Genomic DNA, 23,799 nt, shown 5'->3' on the forward strand with positions numbered 1-23,799 from the left:
CTCTCAGGGGATGTCGAACGTCGCGAAGGTGGCGCGCTGATCGCCCGTGAGTACCAGCTGGTACGTGCCGAGGATGCTTCCGCCGACCGAGATGCTGACCACACCCGTCGTCGGACCCGCGTTGGAGCTGCAGCCATCCCCCGCCCAGTAGTGAACCTCGACGGTGTAGCGGCCGCTCGGCGGGCGCACGCCGCCACCCCAGTAGACGTTCTCGATACGGTTGTTGGGCTGCGACGGGTTGCAGTTGCCGCGGGCGTCCTGGTCGAGGTGTCCGCCGCTCGCTGCCTGTGGCTCGCCGTAGTAGATGCGTGCTCCGTTGGGATCGTACACGTACAGGTCGAGGTCGGCCCCCGTGTTCCAGGCGAGCGTGATCTGCACGTCACCGGAGGAGTAGCCGCAGCCTTCGTCGATCTGGCCGTTGCAGTTGTCGTCGAGGCCGTTGCAGATCTCCTGCGCACCTTGCACGCAGCTGGACTCCAGCACCACGACCCCGCCCTGGCCGGACTGCTGCTGTGTCTGGTCGGTCGTGACCGGTTGCGTGGTGCGGGCCGTCGTCCGCACGTAGCAGCCTCCAGTGGAGAGGAAGGCCATGGCCACGAGCAGAGACTGGAAGGACTGGAAGGCGAAGCGGTAGTTGGTCATCGGGGCTCCTGTTGGCGCGAGGCGTCAGCGCACTCGTACGCTATGTGGATGCGCCACCTTCCCCTACATTCGGGTGGTTTGTCGAGGGGCAGTCGAGGAGCAGGTGCGTGTCGGGGACGCCCAAGCGTCGCAGCGGCGTCAGCAGGTCCTCCGGCAGCGGAGCCACCACCTTGACGGGCGTGCTCGTGAGCGGGTGGGGGAACGTGATGGATGCCGCGTGCAGCGCCATCCGCGCGATGCCGCAGTCGGCCTGGCAGCGGGCGTTGAAGCGCCCTCGCCCGTGGGCCTTGTCCAACACGATCGGGTGGCGCAGGTGCTTGAAGTGGCGACGCACCTGATGCAGGCGGCCGGTCAACGGGAAGGCCTCGACCCATGCGTAGTGGTCGAGCTGATGCACCACGTGGTAGCGCGTCTGCGCTGGGACGCGCTCGCCGTCCTCCGTGCGAGGGATGGCGTAGTCCACCAGCCCCTCGGCTGGGTCCGGGCGGCCGCGTACCAGCGCCAGGTAGCGCTTCTCCACGCGGCCAGCCTCGAAGGCGTCGTTCAGCACGCGGAGCGTCTCGGGCGAGAGCGCGAACAGCAGCGCGCCGCTCGTGCCGCGGTCCAGGCGATGCGCCGGGTACACGTCACGGCGCAGCTGGTTGCGCACCAGCGACATCATCACCACGCGGTCCTGGGCCCAGCCGCGGTGCACCACCAAGCCGGAGGGCTTGGCCACGACGACCACGGCCTCGTCCCGATACAGGATGGGGATCCGTGGGCGCTCGGGCTCGCTCGGCTCGTGTGGTTCGCTCATCGCGCGTGGCATGAGTCACGGCGCGCCTGCTGTCGAGCAGCGCAACGGCCTGCCCCACTCGGGCGTGGGCTCGATCCGGCGGGCATTCCCACTACACTCGGCACCCCATGAGCCCCGCGAGCGACAATGAAGCGTTCGTCATCGACGTCGCCCGCGCCTTGCACGCGTACGGGCAGCCCGCCCACCGGATCGAGGCGCTGCTCGCGGCGCTGGGCACGAAGTTGGGCACGGACGGACAGTACTTCTCGACGCCGACCGCCGTGTTCGTGGCCTTTGGAACGCCCCCCGAGCAACGCACCTACCTGGTCCGCAGCGAGGCGGGCGAGCAGGACCTCGGGAAGCTGGCGGACCTCGACGCCCTGGTGAACGCCGTGGCCCGCGGCGAGCTCGACGCGACTACCGGGTCAGGGCGCCTCCATGCCATCGTGACGCGTTCGTCGCGTGAACGCCCGTGGGTGCCGCTCGTGGTGCATCCCTTCGTCGCAGCGCCAGCGGCGCTCTTGCTCGGCGGCGGACCGCTCGAAGCGTTGGTTTCCGGCGGCATCGGGCTGCTGGTGGGCATGCTGGAGCAGTGGGCCGAGCGCGCGGAGCCCATCGCCCGTCTTCATCTGCTCCTCGGGAGCGTCGTCGCCTCGGTGGCGGCGTCGCTGGCCGGGTTGTTCTTGCCCGATCTCTTGATTCAGCTGAGCACCGTCGCCGGCATCTACATGCTCATGCCTGGCCTCGCGCTCACCACGGCCATGAACGAGGTCGCCACGGGCCACCTCGTGTCGGGCACCGCGCGCTTCGCGGGCGCGCTGGTGTCGTTCCTCCAGGTCGCCGTCGGGGTCAGCCTGGGCGGCGTGCTGGTGGTGAGCCTCGCGCCCCATGCGCAGGCGTTCCTGCCCGCGCCGGTCCCGGTCCGCGCGGCCTTCTGGCCTTTCGTGGGGCTGTTGGTGGCGCTCCCGGCCGTCATGGTGCTCCTGCACGCGCCGCGGCGGGACGCGTGGGCCACGGTGCTCGTCGCCACCTCCGCGTTCTCCGCCGGTCAGCTGTGTACCCCGCTCCTAGACGACGGGCTCGGGCCCTCGCTCGCGGCCACGGTGTCGGCCTTGGTCCTCGGGCTGGGCAGCAACGCCTTCGCGCGCCTCAGCGACCGCCCCGCGGCGCTCGTGATGGTGCCCGGCATCCTCCTGTTGGTGCCGGGCACGATGGGCTTTCGGAGCGTGGCGTCGTTCCTGCGACGGGACGTGGTCGCCGCGGTCGACACAGCGTTCGCGGTGGGTCTCGTGGCTGGCGCGTTGGTCACCGGTCTCTTGGTGGCCAACCTGGTGCTACCGCCCCGCAAGGCCCTGTGAGACCCAAGAGGGAAGCGGCCGGGCCGCGCGGGGGTATGCTGGAGGTGTGTCACGTCCATTCGCCTTGCCTCCGGCGCGTCCCTCGCGGGCGCTCGCCGCTGGGCTCACGCTGTGCCTCGTGCTCACATCCTCGGGCTGTGGTGCCGGGCTGACCGCGGCCCAGCGTGAGCAGTGTCGCGCCTTGCGTGGGCGCGTGGCGGGTCGCGCGGTGGCGGGCGCCATAGGCTCGGTGGTCGTGCTCGGCGTGCTGGTCATCGCGTCGGCGGCCCTCGGGCGCGCGCCGAACTTCGGCAACCTTGGGCGCGGCGGACGCAGTCGGCGATCCGCGGCGCGAGCGCAACGCATCGCCGTGTGCCGCGCGCCCGAGTCCCCTGACGAGCCCGGGGTGCTCCTGCCCGTGGACCCGAACGGGCCGACACCCGGCGAGTACGCCCCGACGGACATTCCCATCGCGCCCGAGCCCGAGGGTCCGCCCTCGGTGACCGAGCTGGACGACGCCCTGGCGGACAACCTCCCGGCCGTCCTGGCGTGCGCTCCGAGCAGCCACGGAACGCTCTACATCGACGCGCGTCTGCACGGTCCGAGCGGCAGCATCAGCGGCCTCGTGCTGGGCGGCGAGGGCTCGTTCGGGGTGAGCGTGCGGTGCGTGACCGACGCGCTCGCTCCGCTGCGTGTGCGGCCCTTCGACGGTGTCGTGGACGTGCGCTGGGCGGTCTCGCTCGCGCCCAGCCCCTGACGGTGCGGCGGCGACCACCCGGCCGGTGGATGGGGGCCGCGACCGAGGGTGGCCTGGTCGGCGTCAGTCTTCGTCGTGTGGCATGCTGGTGCCGCCGGAGCGCAGATACTCGAAGGGCGTCACGTACAGCAGGTTCGATGCGCGAGAGCTGTAGACATCCGCGCTCTGCTCGATCTGCCGCGCCAACAAGCTGCGCGTGCTCCCCGTGCGCAGCAGCGGGCCCCAGTGCGGATTCACCAGCTCGCCGGCGGCTCGCGCCAGCGGCGCGATGCGCTGATCGAGCCCTGCCAGCTGCTCGCGGAGGCGCTGTACCTCGGCGCGAATCTCGGAGGGTGTCGCATCCACTTGCGGTCCGTAGCCTTTCGTCTTGCGCTGCAGCGCGAGACGCATGGAGGAGTAGCGGTACTCGAGCGCGGTCTTCTCGCCCATCAGCTTGACCAGCTCGGCGCCGCTCGCGGAGAAGGAGCCGAGCGCCGCCAGCTCGTCCTCCAGCTCGCGCAGCACCAGCATGGTGCGCCAGCGCTGCAGTGTCTTGCTGGCCTCCACGTCGCTGAAGATGTGGTCGCCCACGTACAGGATCTGCGAGCCGGACAGCCCCAGGTGGGCCTCGATGCGCGACGCGTTCCCGCCGAGGTACGCGCCCCCCGGCGTGAGCGCGCCGTTCGCGGGTCGCAGCAGGCCGTCGTCGCTCACGATCTCGAAGATGTCGTTGCGCTGCTCGAAGAAGGCGGGCTTGCGCGCCGAGACGACCACGAGGTCGAACAGGTCGCGCCACGTGCCGTGCTCCACGTACGGGTCGAACACGTAGCGCATGATGGCCGACGTGTAGGACCACTCCGAGTTGGTGATGACCAGCAGCTTCTTGCCCGCTGCGCGAAGGTCCATCAGCGCCAGGGGCAGGTCAGGGTCCGGCTCGATGAAGCGCTCCGGCGCGGCGATGATCTCGGCCTTGAGGGTGCCCTCCATGTGCGTCGCGTCCAGCTCGCGGCGCACCAGGCGGTGCAGGCCCGCGTAGCCCAGCGAGCGCGGCAGGCGCCCCGCGTCCAGCAGGTCCACCAGCTGCATGAAGAGGCACGCCTCGGACAGCGCGAAGAGCGTGTGCAGGAAGTACCAGTGCCCGTGCTGCGCCACGTCCACCAGCACCCGCGAGTACGTCTTGCGCTGCTCCGCGAAGTCGAGGCGCCGCGTGCCGTGGGAGGCCCGCGTGACGTAACCGAAGCGGTTGGCCTTGACGACGTTGCCCAGCTCGAGGTCGACCACCAACCCGAGCTGCGCCAGCCGAGGATCGAACTCGAGGTCGCCCACGGGCCACCCCATGTCCAGCAGCCGTTGACGGACGTGGTTGTACGCTTCGCGTTCCCACTCCTCGTGGCGGTAGTGCACCAGGGTGTAGTCCATGTCGAAGCCGATGGCTTCGATGCTGCGGAGGTTCAGGGTGCGGTTGACGAAGATGCGTCGCGTTGGCGGCGCAGCGGGCAGCTCGAGGACCATGGCCGTGTCTACCACGTTCGACGGCGCGTTGAAGGAGCACTGTCCGGGAAGCGGGACGGAAGCGGGCCTCTCAGAGAAAGCTCCGCCCCTGGCCGCGGTACGTGGGCACCTCGTCCACCACGCGTCCACGCTCGATCAGCACCAGGTGGTTGAAGTGCTCGCACAGCTCGCCTGCCTTGGCGTGTCGGAAGAAGACGGGGTCGCCCAGGGAAAGCGAAACGCCGGGGCTCAGCTTGAGCGGGGTCTGCACCTCGCCCGCGCCCTCCGTCGGCAGCAGCTCCAGACCCTCGGGGTACATCGGGACGGGCAGCTTCTCCGGGCCGGCCGAGCCGGACGCGACGTAGCCGCCCCCGTGGCACGTGGCGAAGCCTGGCGCCGGGCGCCGCACGACTGGCAGCACGAAGCCAGCGGCGGGGGCGTGGTGGAAGTGGGAGAAATTGTCGAAGAGGGTGGGGCTGTACAGCCCGGAGCCGGCCGTCACCTCACTGACGCTGCGGTCGCGCGCCGTGGCCTCGAGGCTGCCGGTGCCCCCGCCGTTCACGAAGCGCAGCGTGTGACCGGCCTGGTGGAGCGCCGCCACCGTGTCCGAGCGCCGCTTCTGGAGGTCCATGATGGATGCCCGCTTGAGCACCCGGATGGCCGTGTTCATGGCGCGCTGGTTGGGCAGCGCGTCCTGCAAGCCTGCCACCTGCGCCTCGTAGCCCATGACGCCGTCGAGGCGCAGCGCGTCGTGGTCGGCGATCTCGGCGGCCAGCTCGAGCGCGGCGCGCGGCGAGTGGAGGGGCGAGCGGCGCACCCCGAAGTGCAGCCCCGGTAGGCGCAGTGACATGTCGAGATCGAGCGCTACGGAGAGCGTCTGCCCCACGTCCTCCGCCAGCTGCCCGAGCAGGCGCACGTGGGCCATGTCGTCCACCATCAGCGTGATGTCCGCGCCCCGCTCGACGGCCTCGAGGCACGCGCGGATGTCGGCCGGCTCCAGCGTGGGATACGCCACCAGCAGGTGGACGGGCTTGCTCAGCTCGCGTGTGAGCCAGGCGGCCTCGGCGGCGCTGTAGCACATGAGCCCCTCGTACCCTTCGTGCTGGAGCAGCCGCTCCATCAAGGCCACGCAGCGGATGGACTTGGTCGCCGGGCGGATGGGCAGCGAGCGCCCCGTGCCCGCGCGGACGCGCTGCACGAGGTCCGCCGCGTTCCGGTCGAAGCGCGCCACGTCCACGTACGCCAACGGGAGACGCAGATGGCGGAGGGCGGCGGCGTAGGCGGCGAAGGGCGACATGGCGGGAGCCTACCCCACTTGCGGGCCCGCTCGCGCGGTCCACACTCGCGGCATGCACGACGCCGACGACGACAGCCCCGACCTCGATCCTCGCGCCGCGCCGGGCCCGGACGAGCGCGACGCGGCGCGCTGGGAGGCCTGCGAAGAGGGCGTCGAGCTGCTCCGTGAAGGTGACGTCGACGGGGCTATCGCGCACTTCGAGGCGGTCGCCGTGCAGGACGCGCAGAACGCGTACGCGTTCCACTTCCTCGGCGCTGCCCACTACGAGCGTGAGGCGTGGGACAAGGCGCTCGCCGCCTACCTGGAGGCGCTGCAGCGAGCCCCCCAGTACCTGGGTGCGCGCGTGGGCGCGGGCCAGACGCTGCGCATGATGGGCCAGCCCGAGCGCGCCATCCGCATGGGCAAGCAGGCGCTCATGCTGCGGCGCGACGACCCCGACGCGCTGTTCCTGCTGGGGCTCTGCTATTACCAGCTCGGCGAGCGCAAGCCCGCCTTCGGCTTCCTGCAGCGCTTCCTCGCGACGGGCCCCGAGGTCGAGGTGCGGCTCGAGGTGGAGGGGTTGCTGGACCTCATCCGCGGCGAGGTGTTCCCGGGCAGCGACGACGAAGAGGGCGACGGCGGCGACGACTGACCGCTACCAGCCGATGCGGAACACCCAGCGCGTGTGCTCGGGGCCGTCGGCCACACGTGAGACCACGTCCACCTTGCCCCCGGTCACGCCGTGGGAGTGCAGCGTCCCCAGCACGATCCCGCGGAACGTCCCCCCGTAGAACGGGCTCGGCTCCACTCGGCACTCCCACAGCATGGCGTGCTCCTCGCTGACTCGGACGCTGTGGGAGTTGTCCTGGACGCTCATGGAGTAGGCGTCCACCAGCTTGGCCAGGATGCGCCGCGGGTCGCTGCCCATCATCGCGCTCAGCGTGCGGCCGACCATGCTGTCCCGGAACACGGGGTAGAAGGTCTCGGCGATGCGCTGCATGCTGCGGTCCAGGGAGAGGTCCGGGTAGAGCACCGCCGCCGCCATGAAATACAGCTTGTAAAAGTCACGGTGCGGGAGCAGAGCGAACGGGATGGCCCGTGCGCGGACGCCCGCATGGAGCATGAGGCGTTCGGCGGTGTCCGCGTCGCGCTCCTTCTTGATGACGTTCACCAGGCCGTCGAAGAACATGCCGCGCACCTGGCACTCGCTCGGGAAGTTCGAGAGGGTTGCGACGATGGCGCGCTGGTCTGCGGCGCCGAGGGGCAACGCCGCGGCGAACGCCTCGATCTCGCACTCCGCGACCTCGCCACGTCCCCATTGGAGCCCCTCACGAGGCGTCGCGTCCAGCTGCAAGAGGGTGGTCATGGGCATGCTCCGGGCAGGGGTGGGGCGCCGAGAGGCGCGGGCGGGACGATCACGGGACCAGGTCGGGCGCGGCGAGCGGCGGCAGGCCCAACCGCCAGCGCAGCTTGTCGAGCAGCTTGAGGGGCTCGAACACGAGGGGCTCCTCGAGGGGGAAGAGAGCGCAGCGCTCGGCGGGGTCGTGGTCCGCGTCGAGGATGGCGTTGACCGCGCGTCGGGCGGCCTCGTTGGCGCCCTCCATCGTGGCCAGGTCCGTGTACGTGCGCACGTAGTCGGACGCGAGGAACAGGTTGCCGATGGCGGTGTGCGCCTCGGGGCGGTCAGCCCAGGAGCCCACGGTGTTCACCAGCAGGGGCTCGCGGTTCTCGGGCTTCCCGCTGGGCCCACCGGTCACGATGCTGTCGTCCAGGTACCAGTGCGCCAGGTTGGACTTCATCAGGTCCACGCCGGGGTCGTCGTTCAGCGACAAGCGCAGCTGCTCCCAGACCTCCTCCATGATCTGCTCGCGGTCGTCGATGGTGTCCGCCGGCTTGTGCAGCAGGAAGCCCGGCGACTCCCAGTCGCTGATGTCCACCGAGAGGATGCCCCGCACAGTTCCGTCGCCCACCTGCGACAGGCGCTGCTTCCAGAACTGTTGCTGCGAGATGCTGGTCAGCGCCCAGGGCGACTCGACGTAGATGGTGTGCCCGTGCGCCAGCGGCACGTCGTCGCGCAGGTAGAACTGGATGCCGTTCATCCACGCGGTCTGCAGCTTGCTCAGGTTCCCCAGGGAGGGATCCGCCGCGAGGACGTCGGGCGTGAGAAAGTGCACGAAGCGGTCCACCGGGATGGCGCTCACGTAGTGGTCTGCGGTGACGCTCTCCAGCGTCCCGTCGGGGCGCGCGATGTCGACGCTGCTGATGCGCCCGCCGCTCATGTGGATGGCGTGCAGCGGCCGCTCGAGCTGGTAGTCCACGCCGAGCTGCTGGATGTGCTGCACCCAAGGGTCGATGAACACGTCGTTGGTCGGTCCGTCGAGCAGCCGGTCGAGGGTCTCGCCCGGCCGCAGCAGGTCCTGCAGCAGCTGGAGCAAGATGTAGCCGACCGTGCGCGTGCTGCCGATCTCGGCGCGCATCGCCACGAGCGAGCGCGTCAGTCCGCGCGCCAGGTACAGCTTGTACTCCTGGCTCATCTTGTCGGCCTCGATGAAGTCCCACCAGCTCAGGTGCTCCCACTGCCCGAAGCGACGCTCGTCGCACGAGCTCAGCAGCGCCACCAGGCGCGTGCCGAAGAAGGCCGCCTCCAGCTCGGGGATGCCGAAGTTCGCCGTGGCGAGCGCGACGATGGCGTCCTTGAATTCGGCCAGGCTGCGCGGGAAGCGGGCCACCAGCACGGGGTCGGTCTCGTTGATGCGCGCGATCTGGAACTGGGTGGCCTGCACCAGGTTGTCGAACACGCCGTCCACGTTCCCCGGGTAGGGGATGCGCTTCATCGAGTCGGTGATGTGCTTGTAGAAGCCCGGGAAGAAGCGGAAGCCGTGCTCGCCGGGCAGGTCGGGGCGCCCGTCCGTACCCGTGCCAGGCAGGCGCACGCTGCGGGCCTTGCCGCCCGGGATGGCCATGGCCTCGAAGACCCGCACCGAGTATCCGCGCGATGCCAGCTCGTGCGCTGCAGACAACCCACCGATGCCACCCCCGAGGACCACCACCTGCTTCACCATCAGGTCATGCTAGGCGAATCTGGTTTCGCGCAAAAGTTCCACACACGGTGTCGGTGACAACCCCTACGCGGGGACACGCGCGCGGCCGCCGTCGGGATCGAGGGCGAACGCGGCGCAGTAGAAATCCACCGAGCGGCCGCCGTCTTCGATCGCGGACGCCGTGGGGATCACTCGGGGTATGCGCTGGTGCGCGTCCGGGCGACGCAGCTCCGACAGCACAGCGCGCAGCTCCTTCGTCCTCCCCGCGGCTCGAAACAGCCCGCTCACGTCCCGAAACGCCTCGAGGGTCGCGCGCTGGTCGGCGCCAAACCGTTGCCGCGCGAGATCGTAGATCTTGTTGACCGCGTAGCGCGGCGCCTCCCCGCGCTCGAGCCGCACGGTGAGGTAGTAGTACGTCGACGCCAGCGGGCAGGCCGCCGCCATCTGGTCGGCGAGCGAGCGCACGTCTTCCGGCGCGCCCGCGAAGGCGCCCTCGAGGCCAGCAGCGCCCACGTAGGCCTTGGCCCGCGGCGCGCGACCGGGGGGCGCTTCCAGCGTGACCACACCGACGGACGGGGCGCCGTCCAGCCACGCAGGCAGTGCGCAGCCCAGCTCGGCGGCCGCGAGCGCCTCGTCGACTTCGCGGGCGCTGCCGACGCCAGCACCCCAAGCGTCTTCCTGGAAGTAGACCTTCAACCGTGGCGGCGCGCCCGGGTCGTCGAACGCAAACGACAACGTGGCGACGCTCGGGAGTGGGAGCGCCGCGGACAGCCGCGTGGCAGCGCGCTGGACCTCCGCTTCGTTGGTGATTCCGGCTGCGTCGATCGCTTCGCCCAGGAACTCGGAGAGGGCGCGGCCGTCGAAGCGAGAGTTCACGGTGAAGCCCCACGCCGCGCGCGTCCCGGCCGCCAAGTAGCCGTCGTACTTCATCGCGAAGGGCTCGTCGGTCGCGGTCAGGCGGTCGGGTCGGTCGAGCATCCGTCGCACACGCGCCGCGGCTGGGTGGCCGCCGCCAGCGCGTGACAGCGCATCGTAGAGTGCGAGTGAGGCGCCCAGGTGCTGGCGCGCGCGGCCTCGTGTGTCGTCCATGGGCTCAGCGTCCGTAGCGCCGTGTCTGGGCGCCGGCCGCCTCGAGCTCGCGGCGCACGACGGCAGGGGTGACGGCAGGCCATGGTTCGTCCACGAACGCAAGCCGCGCCTCGGCGATGTGCCAGAGCATGAACCCGGCGCTCAAGTGCGCGGAGCCACCAGAGCGCAGCAGCAGATCGACATCCGGGAGGCCCGCTGTCCACAGACCCTCCTCGAGCGACTGCGACGCGCCGCGCGCGAACGTTCGGGCGGCTTCGCGGAGCTCGTCGCGGCCATCGTATCCCATCAGCAGCGTCACCTGTCGTGGCCCCGCGCCAGCGGCGCCGAGGGCACGATCCAGCTTCGGTCGCAGCTCGGGGCACAGCTCGTCGATGCGTCCGAACGCACCAAAGCGCGCGTCGGTGTCGCGCAGGAGCCGCTGCGCGGGTCCGTCCAGCCAGTCGCCCAGCGCATCGACGATGCCTCGCACCTCCTCGGGGGCGCGCTGCGTCAGGTTGGCGGGCGAGCCCCACCAGAAGGTCACCATCTCGACTCCCTGCGCGAACGCCTCCCGGATGGCCCCGTCGATGGCGCCGATCCCCGCGATGTGTCCCTCCTGCGCGCTCATTCCACGAGCACGCGCCCACCGTCGGTTGCCGTCCGGGATGATGGCCAAGTGTCGAATGGGGGTGCCCGTCACGTCGGGACGCCGATTGTTGCGCTGCCCATCTGGGCCGACTCTACCAAGCCGACGTCGCGCGTGTCCACGAGAGCGACGGGCATCTCGACGGTAGCGCGAGGCGGTCCCGCGCGTCGCGCCCAACGACGCGGTGCGGGGCTGGCGGGCGGCAGTCGGAGGTGGCACACACCCTCGATGGGAAGTTCGCTCGTCCCGCAGCGCGACGCCGATGGCTGGCAGGACGCGGTCACCTCCACCACACACGCGCTCGCGGCGCTGTGCGGCGCGCCCGTCGGCGCCTTCCAGCCGCTCCTGGATCGCGTCATCGCCGTCGGTCCAACGCCCGACGGGAGCCTCGGGATGGAGTGGGTGGCGCCGACCGGGGCCCAGCGCTTTGGGTTGACCGTGTTCGAGCACGGTGGGCGCGACGACCACCTCGGGGTGGCGCGACGCCTCTGCGTCGCGCACTTCGACGGCGAGGCGGTGGACGCGTGGGACCGCTTGATGTCGGAGCTCCAGGTGACGCGAGTCGGGTGCCATGTCGGCCTCGCGTGGGACGCGACGCACGGGTTCCGGCTCAAGCTCTTTGCGGCCGGCGCGCGGGACATGGCGGCCGTCGCCCGGGCATTCGGCACGCCCTACGAGAAGCATTTGATCGGCGTCGGCTGCGACTTCTGGTGCGGTGGTCGCTACCGCGAGCGGAGCTACTTCCAGGCCAGGAGCGTGGACGTGCTTCGAGGGCTGGCGCCAGCGTGGGACGCTGGCTTCGCGCCGTCGATCGTGGTCGCGGCCCGTCAACACGTGATCCTCACGCGGACGCACGAGACGGACGCGCTGGGCCCCAAAGCGACATGGAGCCTGATCTTCCCCCCAGAGGCGACGCTCGGATCCGTCGAAGCGCCCTTTCAGGGCCTGGTCCACGCGGAGCTCCCGAGGCTCTCGGTGGGCGCGGCGCCGTTCGTGCTGCGGCCGTCGGCGCTCCAGATCGATCGGTATCGTGACGGTCGTGAAGAGCACGAGCTGCTCATCACTCTCGCGCCGGGTTGACCCCGCGGAGGCGGTGCGCGGCGCCGCCTCGACGTGTGTGGCTCAGCCTGGCGTGCGCGCTCGTCTGTAGGGCACGTAGGCTCCCGGGTCATCCTGCGAGTTCGCCATGTACCGCTCGTGCAGGCCCTGGCAGGACTTCCCGAACCGGACGCACGAGCTCTGCTTCGGGCACGAGAAGCCGCTCGACCGCGCGGCGCGCTGTGAGAACTCGTCGTGGATCAGCAGGCTCGCGCGGTGATTCTCGAGCGTGTCGTCGTGCTCGCCCAACAGGCACTCCGGGAACCAGCTGACGACGACCTTGCGCCCAGCTGCCTTCAGCTTCGAGATGGCGCGCCGCAGGTACGGCGCGCTGTCCACGTAGCTGACGTGTTCGCTCCCCTGTCCGATGTCGCCGAACTCGATGAACGCCCAGAACTGACACTCCGGGATCTGCTCCGCGATCAAGAAGTCTGCGGTCTCTTCGAGGTGCTGGTAGCTCCCGCGCGTGATGACGGTGTTCGACACCAACATGGCGCCCGACTTGCGGATGGCCGCGAGCCCGCCGCGCATCTCTTCGAACGAGCGCGGGTCGCGGGTGAGGCATGCGTCCAGCTCGGCGTTCCCAGCATGGACGGACACGAAGTACTCGGTGATGCCAGCGTCGATCAGGCTGGCGAGGAGGGCCTCGTTGCGCAGGCGGCGCGCGTTGGTCTGGATGCGGACCACCTCGAACCCTCCGCGCTCGATCGCCACCCGCGCGAGGTCGGGGAGGTCCTTCCGGAGAGTACACTCCGCGCCGGAGAAGATGAGCCGCTGGTACAACCCGCCCCGCAGCCGGTTCTCGTCGTAGACGCGCTCGAGGAACGCCACGGGCGTGTCCGATAGGCGCTGCGACAGCTCGGGCTCGATGAAACAGAAGCGACAGGCGCTGTTGCAGTTGTAGTTCACGGCGAGCGTCAGGCTGTCGATGCTCGGATCGTCGTGCAGCAGCTGCGTGGACATGGGGAGTGATGCGGATCGGGTCATGGCGATCAGAAGACGCCGTGCACGGCGTACTTGTCGATGTCGACGTGGGTGGTCGACGGGGTTCCTGCGAAGTCGAAGCCGAGGTCCCAGCGCAGATGCGCGAAGTCCTCTGCGTTCTCGGTGAGCATGGTCGCCAGCCCCGGGTCCTTGGGCCGCAGCCACTCGCGGAGCTCCGGGGTCGTGATGCGGGCGAAGTAGAGGCCGTCCGCCCGAGGCTTCACGGCGTAGCAGATGGTGTGGCAGCGCTCGAGGGCATTCGGGACCAGGGCGCGTCCCGCCTCCCGCGTTCCCGCGCGCGGCGAGTAGCGTAGGCGGCCGTAGACGTCGTCGAGCTCCTTCTGCACGCGCGGCGCGTAGAACCAGTAGTGGTTCTCCATGCGGATCCCGTCTGGCGCGATGTGATACGAGAAGCCGCAGGTCTTGCGCGCCTGATCGCCGCTCCCGAGGTAGATGCGTGGATCGTCGGCGACCTTCGCACGCACACCGTCTGGGGTGATCTCGAAGCTCCACATGAAGTAGGGGGAGCGCTCGTCGACGTCGACCCCGAACGTCAGCAGGCCGTCCAGCGCGGCCCGCACGCTCGTGAACGACACGGGGTTGGGCTGCTGGTTCTGCGTGAAGTTGTAGTAGTAGAACTCGATCGCGGTTCCCTTGGGACCCCACTTGAATCCCCACACGGTCTCGTCGTGTCCGACCGCGTCGCGCAGCCGCTCACACACGGGCCAGGCCTCGTCGAGCCAGCCGTGATGGCGGAGCAGGTGCTTGAGGAGGGACGCTGGCTGAAGCCGCCCCGCGGGCGGCACGACGGGGTCGTACGGGCGCAGGATGTAGTCCATGTGCTTCGTCGACGCGGTGACGGGGATCCTGTCGTCGGGGTGCAAGCCGCTCATCGGGCGGCAGCGTAGCACGCTGGCGACGCGGGCTGTTCCCGCGCGCGCCTGGCTCGTCGATCCTGAATCGTGCTCTAGCAGCCCGTTGAAGAACCCTCCCTTCCTCTTGCTTGCAGCCCGAGGCCCACTTGCCGCCCGCTTCGGTCGCAGAACCGTCGAGGTTCTGCTCCCTCACCGTGCGACAATTGAGCCTCGGTTGCCCGCGCGATAGGAAGGGCAGTTCTTCAACGGGCTGCTAGTCAGCTCCAGTAGTACACGTGGTTTCCCGTGCGCGCGATGCCGGCAAAGCCACCGACCGTGACGCGTGGTGGACTCGACGCGACGCAGGTGACGCAGTGCTGCAGCCGTCCGCCGTCGAACAGCACGCCATCCCCTGCCTCGAGCGGGACGACACGCATGGCCCCGCTGCGGTCCGCGACCTCGAGCTCACCACCCGACCCCGGGGGTTGCAGGAGGACGTACCAGCTGAGCTGCGTCGTCCGGTCGGTGTGGGCGAAGAGGCTCGCGAGACCGTCGCTCGGCTCGTAGGTGTCCACGTGCGCCGGCGCGCCGTAGCCGACGTCCATCTCGCGGACCGTGGCCAGGCGATGTTGCTCGGGCTGATCGAGCGAGCCGACGCTGCGTGTCCCGGACAGCGCGCTCAGCTTCTCCTCGAAGCGTGGGATGAGCGGATGAAGCGCTTCTCGGACCCACCGAGCGTCCTGCGCGGCGTCCGGGAAATAGTAGTCCCGAGGCGGACCCGTGGGGTGGATCGGCGTTGGCGAGTACATGACGCCGATGGACTTCGGCGCATGCGGGTCGGGGTACACTGGTTCCCACCGCCCGTGGGCGACCACGGCCGCCATGCATGTCGCGCACTCGTCTGGCGTCAGCAGCTGCTTCAAGATGATGCCATCGAGGCGGCCACGATAGAGCTGACCGACCGCGTCGGCGGGCGCTCGCTCGTCCGTCAGCCAGGGGGCGCGTCCGGTGTCCATGGCCGCCAAGCTAGAGCGGGACCCCGCGACCGCGCAAGGAGACGCGGCTGTGCGCCGTGCTCTCTGCCCCAGCATCTCCCTCGACTCAGGGCTTGCGCGGGTTCCGGTTCGTGCTCGCCGGCGCGGGTCTGCGCTCGCTGCGCGGGTCGCTGGGCGGGCGCCCGGGGGCGGCCGCCAGAGTGGGCACTGCGTCGACGGGGCACGCTCGAAGGGTGTGCAGTCGTCGGGCGAGCTCGAGCGGGTCCGTAGGGAGCGCGCTGCAGTAGGCCAGGAACGCCCACAACTCCGTGAAGGTCTGCGCAGCACGTTGGAGCGCGGCGAGCTCCTCCGGCGTGCCGCTCGGGGCGCTGATCTCTCCCTCGCGGCACGGAAAACGGGGGGCGGCAGGGCGTCTCCCGGCGGAGGCCTCCAATGCATACCTGCGCAGCGTCTCGAAGTAGTCGTCCTCCGGGATGCGCGCCCTGAGGGCGGTCGCCCGCTCGTGTGTGCCGTCGAGGACCTGGGTGCACGCCTCCGCCAGCGCGGCCAGCCCACCTTCGAACGTCGCCAGCAGCTGCAGGTCGTAGACGGGGGAGAAGTGGAAGTTCTCGAGGACGTGGAGGACGACCTCGTCGCGCGTCGCCGTCATGCCCCCGGGGTCGAGCAGGGTCGCGGGGTCTCCCAGCGTGAGCAGCACGTAGTAGAGACGCCGGTCGATGCCGCGCGCGCGGTTGAGGGAGCGGCCGCCCGGCTCGAAGAGGAAGCGGATCATGTCCGCGCCTCCGAAGATGAGCTGGGCGCGCGTGGGAACCCCCGGGATCCAGCCCTGGTCGTGGCAGCGCGCCAGGCGCGCGTGGATGCCATCGTCTCGGACCCAGCGCGAGCCGACCGTGATCACCCTCCGCACTGCGGTTGCGACGTCCCGCGGGGTGCCGAGCGCGACGACGACGTACTCCGCGGGAGAGCGACGCAAGACCTCCAAGGACGGAGAGCGTCGGCCGAAGATCTCGTCTCGACGCTCCTCGTACCACCGGGCGACCTGCCCGAGCCCGGTACGGGCGCGCGGGCTCGTGTTCGTGTCGCGTGCGGCGGCCATCGGCTCTCGAAATACACCGCGGCCATGCGCGCGTCGAGGGCCCGTCGTCCGTTCGCCCGTACACGCGCTTGACGGGTGCGTCTCGGCGGCCGATAACTCCATCGTATGGTGCGTCGAGCGCGACTGCGATGGCGCGGCCGACTCCCAGGAACGACATGGTCACCAGCACCACCACAACGGACGCCACGTACCGACAGGCCTTCGACCGTGATGGGTTCGTGATGGTCTCCGGCCTGTTCGACTCAGACACCATCACGCGCGTCCGGCGGTTCATCTATTTTGCCGTGTGTCACGTGCTCCCAGACTCCGCTCACCCGTGGACTGGGGACGCAGCGACCTCCAGCGAGCCGTGGGAGTCCAAGCGGTTGGACGACTGGGTGCGCGCAGCGCAGCGAGACGAGCCCTCGCTGTTCGAGGCGTTCTGCGACACCCTGCAGAACGGCGCGGTCCTCACGCGGCTGCTGTCTGCGCCGCAGGTCCTCGACACGGTCGCCCGGCTGCTCGGGGAAGACGTCGATGGCCTCGCGCTCTCCGGCGCCCAACTGCGCGTCGACGTCCCACGAGATCCGCGCAACGGCTACGAGTGGCATCAGGAGCGCGCCTACTATCCACAGAACCCCGAGGGGCACCGCGGTCTGGTGCTGTCGATCGCGCTCCAGGACACGCCCCCATCGCTGGGAGCGCTGCGCGTCGTGCCGACCAGTCACCGCAGGGGGTTCACCTTCGGACAGCACAGCGTCACCACCAATGGGGTGGCCGAGCAGAAGGCGCTGTCGCCGGATCAGCTGGTCGGCGCCGAGGTGCGCGCGACGGACTTCAAGCGGGGCGACGCGCTCTTCACGAGCATGAACACGTACCACCGCGCAGGGGAAAACCACGGGGAGCGCGTCCGCTTCTCCCTGCTGGGCAGATATCACCAGCTCGCGGCCGACCCTCACTACGTCGCCACGCGCGCGCGGCTCGACGCCAACCCGCTGCTCAAGGCCCGGGCCGAGGCTGTTCACGGCGCTCTGTTCTGAGGTCCGGGCGCGCGTGAGCGTCGACGCTCCACGCAGGATGCGGCGGCCGTCGGGCCGACCCCCTTCCCGGGCGGGCAGCCTCCCGCGGACTGAATGCTGGTTCATCTCTGCTACACTGCGGCCCCATGACGGACCCGAACGACCGCCCCGAGCCCGACGACGCTCGCGACAACGCTGCGCGCAAGACTGCCTGGCATGCCCGGCAAGTAGAGCCCGCCTTCGCCAGGCTGCCGCCGCGCAAGACGAAGTTCAGCACGCTGAGCGACGTCGAGGTCCCGATGCTGGCCACTCCGGCCGACGTCCGCGGCGAGTACGAACGCGACCTCGGCTATCCCGGTGAGTTCCCGTTCACCCGCGGGGTGCAGCCGACGATGTACCAGGGCCGCCTCTGGACCATGCGGATGTTCGCGGGGTTCGGTACACCCGAGCAGACCAACGAGCGCTTCAAGTACCTGCTCGCGCAGGGTCAGACGGGGCTATCCACCGCCTTCGATTTCCCGACGCTGATGGGGTACGACAGCGACTCGCCGTTGTCGCTCGGTGAGGTCGGCATGGTCGGTGTCGCGGTCGACACCTTGCGTGACATGGAGGTCCTGTTCGATGGCATCCCGTTGGACCAGGTCACGACGTCGATGACCATCAACGGCCCGGCGGCGGTGCTGCTGGGCTTCTACGTTGCGCTGGCCGACGTCCGTGGCATCTCGCGCAAGGCCATCGGGGGCACGGTCCAGAACGACTGCTTGAAGGAGTTCATCGCGCAGCACGCGTGGGTCGTCCCCCCGCGACCGGCCATGCGCATCGTCACCGACTCCATCCAGTTCTGTGCGGCCGAGGTGCCACGCTGGAACTCCGTCAGCATCAGCGGCTATCACATTCGCGAGGCAGGCTCCACGGCGGCGCAGGAGCTCGCGTTCACGCTCGCGGACGGGCTCGAGTACGTGAAGTGGGCAGTCGCGCGCGGTCTGGACGTCGACGCGTTCGCGCCCCGACTGTCGTTCTTCTTCGACGTACACAACGACTTCTTCGAGGAGATCGCGAAGTTCCGTGCGGCGCGGCGCATGTGGGCCCGCATGATGCGTGAGCGCTTCGCCCCGAAGGACCCGCGCTCCATGATGCTGCGCACCCACGCCCAGACGGCGGGCGTCTCCCTCACGGCGCAGCAGCCCTACAACAACGTCGCGCGCGTGGCGCTCCAAGCGATGGCCGCCGTCTTGGGGGGCACGCAGTCGTTGCACACCAACTCGCTCGACGAGGTGTACGCCCTTCCGACGGAGGAGGCCGTGACGGTCGCGCTCCGGACCCAGCAGATCGTGGCCGAGGAGAGCGGCGTCGCGAACACGATCGACCCGCTCGGCGGGAGCTACTTCGTCGAGTGGATGACGGACGAGATCGAGCGCCAGGCGATGGCCTACATCGACAAGATCGACGAGATGGGCGGGATGGTCGAGGCGGTCGAGCGGGGCTTCCCGCAGCGGGAGATCGCCGCGAGCGCCTATCGCTATCAGCAGCAGATGGAGCGCGGCGAGAAGGTCGTGGTCGGCGTCAACGGCTACCAGCAGTCGGCGGACCCCAAGATCCCCATGCTGCGAGTGGACGAGACCATCCAGACACACAAGGTGGAGGGCTTGAAGCGCCTCAAGGCCGAGCGCGATCAGGACGCCGTGCGCGTCGCTCTACAGGACATCCGCGAGACGTGTCGCACCGAGCACAACCTGATGCCGCCCATCATCGCGGCGGCCAAGGCGTACTGCACCGAGCAAGAGATCTGCGACGTCTTCCGAGACGTGTTCGGGCGACACCAAGACCGCCCGGAGTTCTAGTCGAGGGCGCGACGACGAGTCGGCGCCCTACACCGTCAGGCCCAACACACGAAGCGGGAGGAGTCGGTCGCGAACGCGCCGAAGCCTCCGACGCTCCAGCGGCTGCGCTCGCCCTCCACGCGGGTCACCTGATGGTATCTGGCGCCGCTCCCGACGACGACCATGTCGCCGGCCGCAGCGGGGACCACGACGTGCCCGCGCCCGTGGTCGATGTCCAACGAGCGGGTCTGGAAGGCGAACTCCCCCGCCTTGTACGCGTCGTCGTACACCACGAATTCACCGCCGCTGTGGGGCGTCTGCAGGACGCAGAAGAACCCCACCTTGTGGTCGAGCATGACCTCTTGGCGCAGCGCGTCATACGCGCGGATGTGCATGTAGTGGTTCTCGCAGTGCGGCGGCAGCCCGCAGCCGTGGGGCATGTTGCGGATGGTCAGCGCGCCGTAGGCTCTGCCGCGGTCGTCGGCGGCCAGCGTCACGGGCGTACCCGAGAGGGCAGAGAGGATCGCGTACGCCGTCTCCGGAAACGGAGGCACGGGTGCGAAGAACGACGCCGCGTCGTTTCGGAGCTCCACGGCGGCCGCGTGGTACGCCTCGAGGTCCGGCCCGGCCGGATAGAGGTCGCTCGGGCTGATCGCGAGGCCGAGCGTGCGGATTTGAGGCACGCTCGTGTCCGACACGTCGCGTATCCGGAACGGTGACGGGAACTCGCCGCGCTCCAAGCGGCTCACCAGCTGCGCCGCTTGCTCCGCGCCGTACACGCCTCGCACGAGCGCCGCGGAGAGGGAGCCGCCAGCGACCGACTGGAGGGTGCCAGCCGCGTCGTCGAGGGAGCCTGCGGCGAGCACGCGAAGCCTGGGGTCGACGGTGTCGTTCATGGGCGGAGTCTAGGGGTCCAGGAGGTCTTCTGACCACTACGTCTTTGCGCGGTCGGGCCGTTGACTTTCCCGCGGCCCGTCGATAGAGGACCGCATGGACTCGTTCTTTCCGCTCGCGCGATGGTCGCGGAACGACCCGGTGCCGCAGGGTACGCTCGACGCCATCCATGGCCGCGAGCTGGCGGGCGTCGTGATCGAGGGCGTGTTCGACGAGGCGACGCTCACGCGCGGCATCGCCGGGGTGGAGCGCTCCACAGTGCTGGCGCCGCGCCCGTTCTCGCCCCTGTTCGAAGCCTACACGTTCGGTCAGATCCTCGACCTCTCGGGGGCGGACCGCTCCAGCTACCACCACGACGCCGCGCGCGTCGCCCGCGAGGTGTCGGACAGCTTCGGTGAGCCGTTCGTGGCCGAGCTGATGGCGCGCCTCGACGCGCTCGGAGCGCCACTGCCCGTGAGACAGCCTCGCTCCCGCGACGGCGACGACTACGCGCCCTTCACCGTCCGCAGCTACCCGGAGGGCGGGCTCATCCCTCCGCACTGCGAGCTCGAGCAGCTGCGCCGCGACGCCTACGCCGACCTCCTCCCCCAGATCTGTCCAGACACCCTGCTGAGCTTCCTCGTGATGGCGTCGGCGCCCGAGGCAGGCGGAGACCTCGTCGTGTACGACCTGGACCAGGCGGACCCTCGCGTGCCCGAGTTCTACGCGGACCGCAGCGTGCTCCACAGCGTCCGAGAGGGCTTCGTGCACAAGCACATCCCCCTGCGCAACGGCGACCTCCTGGTGTTCGACGGGGGACGGCACTTTCACCAGATCCTGCCGGTCGTCGGTCCCCGTAGGCGCTGGACCGTGGGCGGGTTCATGGCCCCCACGCGCGACAGAACGGCGTGGCTGCGTTGGAGCTGACTCAGGGGCCCGCTGGCCTCCGCTCCAGCGCGTACATGCGATAGCGCTTGTCTCGCGCGAAGTCGGTCTCGACCATGTGCCCCCCGAAGATGCCGCGGAGGGGCACGTTCGGCACGTTGGCCAGGACGCGCGCGACCTCGGCGCTCAGCTCCGGGGCCTGATGTTCCAGGACGCCCATGATCAGCGCGTGGTACGGCCGCACTGCGCGCGTGAGCGTGTGTTGGAACACTTCGGCCGAATAGGCCGCGTACTCGTGGACGTCCTCCTCCGCGACCAACGAGAAGCCCGGCATGGCCCGGATCGCTCGATCGATCTCCTCCGTGACGATGTCCGCGAAGATCAGGCGTCCACCCGGCTTCACGAAACGCGCGCAGCGCTGGGCGAGCAGCGCGAGCGAGCCCGCGGCTTGCCCCGCGTGTTGACCCACGAAGAAGTTGAAGGACTCGGCGAACACCAACGCGTCGTACTCGGACTCGGGGTCGGGTAGCGCTTCGAACGTCACGCAGCGCGCCGTCAGTCTGGGGACACCGGCCGCCGCGATGAGCGCGATGTGGTCTGCGCGAGGGCTGATGGCGAGGACCTCGCGACCCGCCTCGACCATCATGCGGCTCAGCCCCCCCAGCCCGCAGCCCACGTCGAGGACTCTCTCGCCCGGGGGCAGCAGGGCGAGCACACGCTCTGCGTACACGCGCTGCGCATCTGGCAGGAACCGCGGCTCTCGCGGGACGCCATCGAAGAGCCCCCAGTGCAGGTGGTCGAAGGCGGCGCTCGCGAAGAGGTCGAACGTGAACTGCAAGTAGAGGTCGGGCAGCGACGGCATGCCGTTGGGACACTAGCAGCCCCTTGAAGAACTGCCCTTCCTATCGCGCCGGCAACCGGCGCTGAATTGCCGCAGGGCGAGGGAGCAGAACGTCGACGGTTCTGCGACCGAAGCGGGCGGCAAGTGGTCCTTGGGCTGCAAGCGCGGGGAAGGGAGGGTTCTTCAACGCGAGAGCACGATTGGCTTCCCTGGGAAGCCTGGCTCGCCCGAACGCGTGGAGCGCCCTCGTCGACGCGGCAGCGTGGGCGATTTCGCCGAGGACGCGCGCGCGCTGGCCGTCGCCGCGCGATTGACACGCTCGAGCCGCGCCGATACGTTCGAGCGATGGCGTGTCGCTCCGGGACAAATGCAGTGTCCCTACAACGCGGGTGGTCGTTCATGGAACGCCCGAGCCGTCAGGCGCTCCCCAGCATGCGTCGCCTCCGGTCGACCGCCGGGGCTCACGGGTGCCCGCGAGTGTCCCCGCGAGCGTCCTGGCGCGCCATGCCGCAGCCCTCTCGATTGAACGTCTGCAGACGGGCCGTGCGTTCATGAGCACACCCGCGCAGCGCATCGCCCTCGTGTCGCTCAGCCCATGGACCCTGGGTGCCCGGCACGTGTCCTTCAACCTTGCCGTCCGCCGGCTGCAAGCGGCCCTGATGAGCGATCCCCGCCTCGCGCAGACTGAAGTGCGTGTGTTCGAGATGGGCGCGGAGTCGCTGGCCACCTGGGTCGAGCGCCTCGCGGAGTTCGACCCCGACATGCTCGCCGCGTCGACCTACCTGTGGTCGCTACCCACCTTCAGCCTGCTCGCCAGCGCCATCAAGCGACGGTCGCCGCGTTGCCTGACCGTCTTCGGTGGCCCTTCCGCGCGGCCCGCCATGCTGGCGCTCGCGCCGTTCCGCGACGCCGCGCAGTTCGTCGACGTGCTCGCGCTGGGGGAGGGCGAGCACGTCATCACCGAGCTCGCGGCGCACCACGGTCACGGCGTGCAGAGCTTCTCGGCGATCCCGGGTCTTGCGCTTCACAGCCCCCTGGGCTGGCGCATGACGCCCGCGCCGCGCCAGTCGCTGGCGATCGACACGTTGCCTTCGCCGTACCGCATGGGCCTCGTCCCAAACGGCGTGACCGCGTACCTCGAGACCTATCGGGGCTGCCCGATGTCGTGCAGCTTCTGCCAATGGGGCAACTCCGCCCACGAGGTCGTCATCCACGTGGACATCGAGCGGGCGCCCTACGAGCTGGTCGCGCGCCGGACCGCCCCCGGGCGTCCGTCGTTCCATGACGCCGCTGGCTGCAGCTTCGTGTTCCGTTCGGACGACATGCAGCACCCCGGCGAGCGCGCGAGCCTCTTGCTGACGCGCACCATCGAGGCCATCGCAAGCGAGGTCGCGCCGCTCCTTCCGCGGGGCGCGGTCGCCGAGTGACGGACGTCGAGGACCAAGAGCTCGACTACATGACGCCGCTGCTCGCGTGGGTGGAGCGGTCCCTCGATCTCGGCCAGCAGCCCAACCGCCACCTGCACATGGGGTGGTGGGAGCCGTCCGAGCTCGGAGGTTGGCGCGGGCCGGACGGGGCGCTGCGCCAGCCGCCGATGGACGAGGTCTTCGCGGCCCAACGCGCCATGACGGCGCACTTTCTCCGGGTGGCGTGTGTCGAACCAGGTCAGCGCGTGCTCGACGTGGGGTGTGGCATCGGCGGGACGCTCTTGGACTTGGCAGAGCGTCGACGAGGTCTGACGCTCGTGGGAGTCAACCGAAGCCAACGACAGCTGCGGCTGGCGCGTCGCCTCGCGGCCCACCTCGTGCCGGAGGAGGCGCCCTCGTTCGTGTTCGGCGACGCGGGTGCGCTCCCGAGCGAGGACGCGACCGTGGACCGCGTGTTGGCGCTCGAGTGCGCGTTCCACTTCCCCTCGCGCCGGGCGTTCCTGCGCGAGGCGATGCGCGTCCTCGCCCCCGCGGGCGCGATCACGCTCACGGACTTCGTGCCGGCGGGGAGCGCTGCGTGGTCCGGCGAGCTGACCGACGCGCTGGTCGAGGGGCACTTCCCGTGGCCAGATCCGATGCTCCGCGAAGGCTCCTACGCGCAGATGGCGGCCGAGCTGGGCCTGCATATCGAGACCGACGATGACATCACGGTGAACGTCGCGCCGACGTTCTTCGGGCTCGTCGAGCGCGTGGGCGCCGAGGGCGAGCACCTCGGGCGGTTGGCGGGGGTGGACCGTGGGGGCGCGGCGCTCGGTGTGCTGCTCAACTCGGGGCGCTTGCAGGTCAGGCTCATCCGCCTGGTGCCGTAGCGGGGACGAGGGGGCGCCGGGGCGCGGGTCCCGCGAGTTCGTTCGCC

General features: G+C 69.9%; 23 protein-coding genes. 9 read left to right on the forward strand and 14 right to left on the reverse strand.

What is annotated here, in order from left to right:
* Positions 1-3 precede the first annotated feature (3 nt).
* Positions 4-642 carry a DUF2135 domain-containing protein gene (locus tag H6726_11630; protein MCB9658287.1) on the reverse strand — a complete coding sequence of 213 codons (639 nt, stop codon included), beginning with the start codon at positions 640-642 and terminating at the stop codon, positions 4-6.
* Between the two features lie 40 nt (positions 643-682).
* Positions 683-1,438, reverse strand: coding sequence for a pseudouridylate synthase (locus tag H6726_11635; GenBank protein ID MCB9658288.1), 756 nt, complete (start codon positions 1,436-1,438; stop codon positions 683-685).
* A 107-nt stretch (positions 1,439-1,545) separates the two neighbouring features.
* Between H6726_11635 and H6726_11640 the strand changes: the two genes are divergently transcribed.
* Positions 1,546-2,775 carry a threonine/serine exporter family protein gene (locus H6726_11640; protein ID MCB9658289.1) on the forward strand — a complete coding sequence of 410 codons (1,230 nt, stop codon included), beginning with the start codon at positions 1,546-1,548 and terminating at the stop codon, positions 2,773-2,775.
* 46 nt (positions 2,776-2,821) lie between these two features.
* Positions 2,822-3,511: a hypothetical protein gene (locus H6726_11645; GenBank protein ID MCB9658290.1), complete on the forward strand. Its 690-nt coding sequence runs from the start codon at positions 2,822-2,824 to the stop codon at positions 3,509-3,511.
* A 63-nt stretch (positions 3,512-3,574) separates the two neighbouring features.
* Here the strand turns inward: H6726_11645 and H6726_11650 are convergent, their stop codons facing one another.
* Positions 3,575-5,002: an HAD-IG family 5'-nucleotidase gene (locus tag H6726_11650; protein ID MCB9658291.1), complete on the reverse strand. Its 1,428-nt coding sequence runs from the start codon at positions 5,000-5,002 to the stop codon at positions 3,575-3,577.
* 70 nt (positions 5,003-5,072) lie between these two features.
* The gene (locus H6726_11655) at positions 5,073-6,278 is read right to left on the reverse strand and encodes an amino acid deaminase/aldolase (GenBank protein MCB9658292.1); all 1,206 of its coding nucleotides are present in this window, start codon (positions 6,276-6,278) and stop codon (positions 5,073-5,075) included.
* A gap of 52 nt (positions 6,279-6,330) precedes the next feature.
* On the opposite strand from H6726_11655, the gene H6726_11660 reads away from it, so the two are divergent.
* Positions 6,331-6,909 (forward strand): tetratricopeptide repeat protein, encoded by a 579-nt coding sequence (locus tag H6726_11660; protein MCB9658293.1) that lies wholly within the window; start codon positions 6,331-6,333, stop codon positions 6,907-6,909.
* 3 nt (positions 6,910-6,912) lie between these two features.
* On the opposite strand, the gene H6726_11665 is transcribed toward H6726_11660, so the two are convergent.
* The 4 genes from H6726_11665 to H6726_11680 all read right to left on the reverse strand — a co-directional run bounded on the left by H6726_11665 (position 6,913) and on the right by H6726_11680 (position 11,066).
* A complete protein-coding gene (locus H6726_11665) occupies positions 6,913-7,623 on the reverse strand; it encodes a DUF2378 family protein (protein ID MCB9658294.1) in 711 nt (236 codons plus the stop codon).
* 49 nt (positions 7,624-7,672) lie between these two features.
* Complete coding sequence (locus H6726_11670; protein MCB9658295.1) at positions 7,673-9,319, reverse strand: FAD-dependent oxidoreductase; 1,647 nt, start codon at positions 9,317-9,319, stop codon at positions 7,673-7,675.
* Positions 9,320-9,382: 63 nt separating this feature from the next.
* A complete protein-coding gene (locus H6726_11675; protein ID MCB9658296.1) occupies positions 9,383-10,387 on the reverse strand; it encodes a hypothetical protein in 1,005 nt (334 codons plus the stop codon).
* Between the two features lie 4 nt (positions 10,388-10,391).
* Positions 10,392-11,066: an undecaprenyl diphosphate synthase family protein gene (locus H6726_11680; GenBank protein MCB9658297.1), complete on the reverse strand. Its 675-nt coding sequence runs from the start codon at positions 11,064-11,066 to the stop codon at positions 10,392-10,394.
* A 174-nt stretch (positions 11,067-11,240) separates the two neighbouring features.
* Between H6726_11680 and H6726_11685 the strand changes: the two genes are divergently transcribed.
* Positions 11,241-12,092 carry a hypothetical protein gene (locus H6726_11685; GenBank protein ID MCB9658298.1) on the forward strand — a complete coding sequence of 284 codons (852 nt, stop codon included), beginning with the start codon at positions 11,241-11,243 and terminating at the stop codon, positions 12,090-12,092.
* Between the two features lie 42 nt (positions 12,093-12,134).
* Here H6726_11685 and H6726_11690 read toward each other — a convergent pair whose 3' ends face one another.
* The 4 genes from H6726_11690 to H6726_11705 form a co-directional block, all read right to left on the reverse strand.
* Positions 12,135-13,097 carry a radical SAM protein gene (locus H6726_11690; GenBank protein ID MCB9658299.1) on the reverse strand — a complete coding sequence of 321 codons (963 nt, stop codon included), beginning with the start codon at positions 13,095-13,097 and terminating at the stop codon, positions 12,135-12,137.
* 5 nt (positions 13,098-13,102) lie between these two features.
* Positions 13,103-13,987, reverse strand: a complete 885-nt coding sequence (locus H6726_11695; protein ID MCB9658300.1) for a hypothetical protein — start codon at positions 13,985-13,987, stop codon at positions 13,103-13,105.
* Positions 13,988-14,226: 239 nt separating this feature from the next.
* Positions 14,227-14,964 (reverse strand): 2OG-Fe(II) oxygenase, encoded by a 738-nt coding sequence (locus H6726_11700; protein ID MCB9658301.1) that lies wholly within the window; start codon positions 14,962-14,964, stop codon positions 14,227-14,229.
* Between the two features lie 85 nt (positions 14,965-15,049).
* On the reverse strand, positions 15,050-16,039 hold the full coding sequence (locus tag H6726_11705; protein MCB9658302.1) for a hypothetical protein: 990 nt from the start codon (positions 16,037-16,039) through the stop codon (positions 15,050-15,052).
* A 155-nt stretch (positions 16,040-16,194) separates the two neighbouring features.
* Between H6726_11705 and H6726_11710 the strand changes: the two genes are divergently transcribed.
* A complete protein-coding gene (locus H6726_11710) occupies positions 16,195-17,058 on the forward strand; it encodes a phytanoyl-CoA dioxygenase family protein (GenBank protein ID MCB9658303.1) in 864 nt (287 codons plus the stop codon).
* 125 nt (positions 17,059-17,183) lie between these two features.
* Positions 17,184-18,878 carry a methylmalonyl-CoA mutase family protein gene (locus H6726_11715; GenBank protein MCB9658304.1) on the forward strand — a complete coding sequence of 565 codons (1,695 nt, stop codon included), beginning with the start codon at positions 17,184-17,186 and terminating at the stop codon, positions 18,876-18,878.
* A 35-nt stretch (positions 18,879-18,913) separates the two neighbouring features.
* Here the strand turns inward: H6726_11715 and H6726_11720 are convergent, their stop codons facing one another.
* The gene (locus H6726_11720) at positions 18,914-19,753 is read right to left on the reverse strand and encodes a 2OG-Fe(II) oxygenase (protein MCB9658305.1); all 840 of its coding nucleotides are present in this window, start codon (positions 19,751-19,753) and stop codon (positions 18,914-18,916) included.
* Between the two features lie 94 nt (positions 19,754-19,847).
* On the opposite strand from H6726_11720, the gene H6726_11725 reads away from it, so the two are divergent.
* On the forward strand, positions 19,848-20,657 hold the full coding sequence (locus tag H6726_11725; protein ID MCB9658306.1) for a 2OG-Fe(II) oxygenase: 810 nt from the start codon (positions 19,848-19,850) through the stop codon (positions 20,655-20,657).
* 1 nt (position 20,658) lies between these two features.
* On the opposite strand, the gene H6726_11730 is transcribed toward H6726_11725, so the two are convergent.
* On the reverse strand, positions 20,659-21,477 hold the full coding sequence (locus H6726_11730; GenBank protein MCB9658307.1) for a methyltransferase domain-containing protein: 819 nt from the start codon (positions 21,475-21,477) through the stop codon (positions 20,659-20,661).
* Between the two features lie 530 nt (positions 21,478-22,007).
* On the opposite strand from H6726_11730, the gene H6726_11735 reads away from it, so the two are divergent.
* Positions 22,008-22,883 (forward strand): cobalamin B12-binding domain-containing protein, encoded by an 876-nt coding sequence (locus tag H6726_11735; GenBank protein MCB9658308.1) that lies wholly within the window; start codon positions 22,008-22,010, stop codon positions 22,881-22,883.
* On the forward strand, positions 22,880-23,752 hold the full coding sequence (locus H6726_11740; GenBank protein ID MCB9658309.1) for a methyltransferase domain-containing protein: 873 nt from the start codon (positions 22,880-22,882) through the stop codon (positions 23,750-23,752). Before H6726_11735 ends, H6726_11740 begins: the two co-directional genes overlap by 4 nt.
* The last annotated feature ends 47 nt before the right edge of the window (positions 23,753-23,799 follow it).

The sequence above is a fragment of the Sandaracinaceae bacterium genome, from assembly GCA_020633055.1.
Taxonomy (GTDB): Bacteria; Myxococcota_A; Polyangia; order Polyangiales; family Houyiibacteriaceae; genus JADJJE01.